Here is a 5,000-nt window from a genome sequence, read left to right on the forward strand (position 1 = left end):
TGCTAAGGCTTTAGGGGTGACTGCGGATGCTGTTAAAAATTATAATGATGAAACAGTGATTAATATTATTTCAAGTACCCTTAATGATAATGCCGGATCTGTTAATTTTGGATGTAATCTTACATTTAATCCAATTGATAAAGTAGTTGAATTATATGAACGATTATTAGCCAGTGAGCGGGAGAAAATAGAAATCTTAAAAAACAAATAACACATCATTATCTACCATGAAAACAAACCTTTACCTTTCAACAATTTTGTTAGGTCTAACACTTACTGTATTTACAGGATGTAAAAAGGACTTAAAAACTGCTACTTTAAACATTAAAGTACTAGACCCTAATAATAGATCTGTAGAAAATATAAAGTTTGATATTTTACAACATCAAGGTGAATTCTTTCAAACTCTTAGCACAATAGCAAGTGATTCCAGTGGTGAAACAAGTATTATTCTGCCAAAAAACAAATCATTTCATATTTACTTAGTGCCCCAAGAAAGATATACGGATTGGTATATGGGTAACTCAGCTGCTCAACTATTTAATGCCGGACTTTTTAAGTCTTTAGACGAAATTAATAACAGCCCAATACACAAACCAACACCTAATATAGGTGATACTAAATATGCAGATATCAATGGTGATGCAATTATCAGTGTAGAAGATTTGGTTTTAAAAGTAGATTTGGAAGAAGATATTTTGGTGACAATTAATTTGGTAGCTGGGAAGAGCGGGTTGTATAAGTGAGTGAGTTACCATTAATTTTATATGTAATGCTATCGTAATTATTCATCCTGAGCATCTTTTAATCCTGAAAATTCTGATTCAGATAATTTTAAAAAATGAATAAGCGGAAAATCTTTTACAGGTTCGTCAATAGCTGCTGCGTTGCCTTCGTCATTAAACATGGAAAACTTGTGCGTTTTCTCCACTAAAAATTTGAACATATTTAAATCTGCCTTTTTTAAGATTCCGAGTATTTATATAGAGTTTAATTTATTCCCCCCGTCATATTTGATTGTTTTTTGATCATATCTGCTATGTAATCAGCGGTAAATTTGCTGTAGAATTTAATATCATCAAGCATCTATACATAACAAAACATGTATAAAATATTTTCTAACCCATTCTTAACAAAAATGATGTTTAAAAAAATTACGCTTTTATTTAGTTTAAGTATTTGGACAATCATCCTAAATGCCCAAACTTGGCAGCCATTAGGACCAGATGATTTTAATCAAGCTAGTTTTGGTGGTGTCACGTTCCCTTATCTTGTCTTTAATGGATCTACACCTTACATAGCTTATCAAGATGCCGATAATAACAGTAGACTAACGGTTAAGAGATTTAATGGTACATCCTGGGAGTTTGTAGGCGCACCTGGCTTCTCAGCAGGTACACTCGTTTATACTAGTTTAGCTTTTGCGGGTACTACTCCTTACATTGCTTATCAGGATGCTGCAAACTCCAACAGAGCAACTGTCCAAAAATTTAATGGTACTTCTTGGGAAATAGTGGGTACTACTGGCTTCTCGTCAGCAACAGCCAATTATATTTCATTGGCTATCCATAACAATACACCTTATGTAGCCTACAGAGATGGAGGTAATAGTAGTAAAGCCACCGTACGAAAGTTTAACGGCACAACATGGGAGGTTGTTGGTACAGCCGGTATATCCATCGGTGCAGCTCTTTATACCACTATTATATTTAATAATGCTACCCCCTATTTGTTATATGCTGATGGTGGAAATTTTTTTAAAGCAACATTGAAAAGATTTAATGGAACAGACTGGGAGCTTGTTGGTGTGAACGGTTTTACGGCCGGACAGGCCTCTTACGCAAATATTGCTTTTGATGGGGCTACTCCATATGTAGCTTATACAGATGCTGCAAACTCTAACAAAGCTACGGTACAAAAATTTAATGGTACGAATTGGGAACTGGTTGGTAACGTAGGTTTCTCTAACAATACTGCTTTTCATGTAAATTTAGCTATGAGCGGTAGTACACCTTACATTATTTACAGTGATGGCGCAAATTCTGGTAAGATAACCGTACAGAAATTTAATGGTAATACTTGGGAATTGGTAGGTAATGCTGGCTTTTCAGTAGGTAATTCAACCAGAACACATATAGCTTTTAATGGAACTACCCCGTATATCATTTATCAAGATGCTGGTTTATCAAATAAAGCTATTGTACAAAAATATGATGGTAACAAATGGGAATTTGTAGGGCTTATTAATGGGTTCACTACAGGTCAAACACTGTACCTGAGCCTAGGCTATGATGGTACTACACCGTTTGTTTTTTATCGTGATGAAGAAAATCAATATAAAGCAACTGTTAAAAAATATAATGGTACTTCTTGGAAAATTGTAGGTAATGCAGGTTTTTCTGCTGGCCAGGTCGCTTATAATCAGATTACCTTTGATGGAAGCACACCTTATGTAGTTTATCAGGATGGAGGAAACGCAAGTAAAGTCACCGTACAAAGGTTTAATGGTACAACTTGGGAAGTTGTAGGAAATGCTGGTTTTTCTGCTGGAGGAGCTTTATATACAACTATTGGTTTTAATAATCATATTCCTTATGTTGCTTACCGAGATGCGGCAAATTCCAATAAAATTACCGTACAAAGGTTTAATGGTACCAATTGGGAATTAGTAGGCACAGCGGGCTTCTCTGCTGGTGTAGCATTTTATATTAATTTGGTATTTTTTGATGATAAGCCTTATGTTGTTTACGGTGACGGTGCAAATTCAAGCAAGGCAACTGTACAAAAATTTAACGGCACTTCTTGGGAGCTTGTTGGTGCGGCCGGCTTTTCTGCAGGAGAAGCTATATATACAAGCATAGCTTTTGACGGCTCAATACCTTATGTAGTTTATCAAGATGCTGCTAACTCTTACAAAGCTACAGTTCAAAAATTTAATGGAACTTCTTGGGAGCTTGTTGGTGCTGCAGGATTTTCACCTGGTTCAGCATCCTACACCAATATCATGTTTTATGGGAATACACCTTATTTGGTTTATGGCGATAACGCAAATGGTGGTAGAGCTACTGTTCAGAAGTTTAACGGAACAATTTGGGAAAATGTAGGTAGTGCTGGCTTCTCTCTAAAACAAGCTAATTACACAAATATAATATCTACAGGTAGCGAGCTTGTGGTAGCTTACGCTTCTTTTAATGGCGCATTTGCCAAGAGCTTTCCTTTAGGTACTTTACCTGTAAAACTTAAGGATTATAAGGCAAGTGTTAAATTTGATAAACAGGTTAATTTAACATGGGAAACGGCAACAGAGCATGATAATAGCCATTTTACGGTTTCAAAAAGTAGAGATGGCAAAACATTTGAAACTTTAAGTGTCGTACAATCTAAAGGAAATGGTGCTCGTTATGAAACCATAGACTTTAATCCATCTAACGGCTTGAGCTATTATCAACTAAGCCAGACGGATAAAGATGGTAAAACAGAAGTATTGGGTATAAGACCTATAAACTTTACCAGTTTAGCACAAAAAGAACTTCTGGTTTACCCAAATCCGATTACTGATGGCACCATAAATATTAACTATGCCGGTTTAGAGGGTAATCAAGTATTGATGATGTATGACCTGTTAGGAAAAGAAGTTTTTAAAGGCTATATCCCATTTTCAAACGGAAATGCAACTTTTAAGTTAAGCAAGAAGTTAAATCCTGGTGCTTATTTTTTAATACTTCAAGAAAATGGTGCAAAAATTAAAGTATTGGTTGAATAAGGTTTAGATAACACCCCAATAAGAAATCGGAACATGATCTGATATATTCAGAAAGAGTTCCGACTTTTCTTCTTTAGTCTGAGATCAGTTGATGATGGTAGAAACTCTTCGGCAAACATTTATTTTTCAATAAATACTCCTATATCCTACTCATCAATTAATTTCATTACCGCTGCTGGGGGCAAACGATAAACTTCTTTAAATGTTCTGCTAAAATTGGAAGCATTGCTAAAATTAAGTAAATATGCTACCTGTTTAACTCTGTGGCCTTGTTGTAACATTTCAAAAGCGCATCGCATTTGTACTTCTCTAAAATAATCAAAAGCGGTTTTACCTGTTTGCCTTTTAAACTGCCTGCGCATAGTAGGTACGGTCATTTTGCCTAATTCTGCCAGATAATCCAAACCTGGGAAGCCTTTTCTGAAATGGTTATGGATATAGTCTTTGATGTTTTCAATACCATCAAATTCCTCTGGCTGTGCAGGTACATTTAAAACGGATAAAGGATCAGTTACGATACTAAAGAAATCGGCTATCAATGCCATGGATAATTTCTTTACTACCAAGCTATAGACTGGTGATCTTTTATGACTGGATAAAACATGATTCAGCTCATCATAAGTGTCTTTATAAAAGCTATCGTTAAAATAGGCTATACCATCCATTTCTTTTGCCAGTACTTTCATAAAACCAGCTTGGTAATCAACACTACTCAAATCTATATGTTGCATTAACCATTCTTTCTTAAAGCAAAATATAAAGGCTCTTATACCTGCTTTCTCCTCAAAATTAGTCTCATAATCAAACGCATTGTTATAAAAACTACATATTCTGGGTAAAGAGAGGGCTTTAGATTGCTGATAATTATCTTTATGAGGCGTTTTGTTTACCCCACCCCTAATCAGTTGATAAGAAAGGCAAAAGTATTCTACTTCCCGATCACCTAAAATAGCAATTTTTGTTGCCTCTAGAGCTTCCATGTCTACCACAAATAAATAGCATCCTTCTTCTATTTTCTCATATTGAAAAGTGGTGCGTAAATCTTGTGTATGCGCTTGTATTTGCTGACTTTGATGATTATGTTGTACCGCAGGATAATGTTCTATTTCTGCAATAAATTTTTCGGGATAAGAGATTTTCCAAGTTGTAGTATCCATCAAAACAAATATAATGAAAAACGATGTTGAGAAAGTTTAATATGACATATTACTTCCCGATACAAAACTTACTAAATATA

Annotated in this window: 4 protein-coding genes and 1 pseudogene; 3 read left to right on the plus strand and 2 right to left on the minus strand. The window is 35.1% G+C overall.

Going from position 1 to position 5,000, the window contains the following annotated elements:
- Positions 1-211, plus strand: a pseudogene (locus tag B2745_RS16920) (transcriptional regulator); the annotation flags it as partial.
- Between the two features lie 16 nt (positions 212-227).
- Positions 228-746 carry a hypothetical protein gene (locus B2745_RS16925; protein WP_304069059.1) on the plus strand — a complete coding sequence of 173 codons (519 nt, stop codon included), beginning with the start codon at positions 228-230 and terminating at the stop codon, positions 744-746.
- Between the two features lie 38 nt (positions 747-784).
- Here B2745_RS16925 and B2745_RS16930 read toward each other — a convergent pair whose 3' ends face one another.
- Entirely contained in the window at positions 785-946 is a 162-nt protein-coding gene (locus tag B2745_RS16930; protein WP_304069060.1) for a hypothetical protein, read from the minus strand.
- Between the two features lie 156 nt (positions 947-1,102).
- Between B2745_RS16930 and B2745_RS16935 the strand changes: the two genes are divergently transcribed.
- Entirely contained in the window at positions 1,103-3,763 is a 2,661-nt protein-coding gene (locus tag B2745_RS16935; RefSeq protein ID WP_304069061.1) for a T9SS type A sorting domain-containing protein, read from the plus strand.
- 146 nt (positions 3,764-3,909) lie between these two features.
- Here B2745_RS16935 and B2745_RS16940 read toward each other — a convergent pair whose 3' ends face one another.
- Positions 3,910-4,920, minus strand: a complete 1,011-nt coding sequence (locus B2745_RS16940) for a helix-turn-helix domain-containing protein (protein ID WP_304069062.1) — start codon at positions 4,918-4,920, stop codon at positions 3,910-3,912.
- Between the last annotated feature and the right edge of the window lie 80 nt (positions 4,921-5,000).

This window comes from Pedobacter glucosidilyticus, assembly GCF_002483235.1.
In the GTDB taxonomy this organism is placed as follows: Bacteria; Bacteroidota; Bacteroidia; order Sphingobacteriales; family Sphingobacteriaceae; genus Pseudopedobacter; species Pseudopedobacter glucosidilyticum_B.

Coding starts and splice junctions, on each gene's coding strand:
- B2745_RS16940 (WP_304069062.1), bottom strand. CDS start 4,920: ATGGATACTACAACTTGGAAAATCTCTTATCCCGAAAAATTTATTGCA.
- B2745_RS16925 (WP_304069059.1), top strand. CDS start 228: ATGAAAACAAACCTTTACCTTTCAACAATTTTGTTAGGTCTAACACTT.
- B2745_RS16935 (WP_304069061.1), top strand. CDS start 1,103: ATGTATAAAATATTTTCTAACCCATTCTTAACAAAAATGATGTTTAAA.
- B2745_RS16930 (WP_304069060.1), bottom strand. CDS start 946: ATGTTCAAATTTTTAGTGGAGAAAACGCACAAGTTTTCCATGTTTAAT.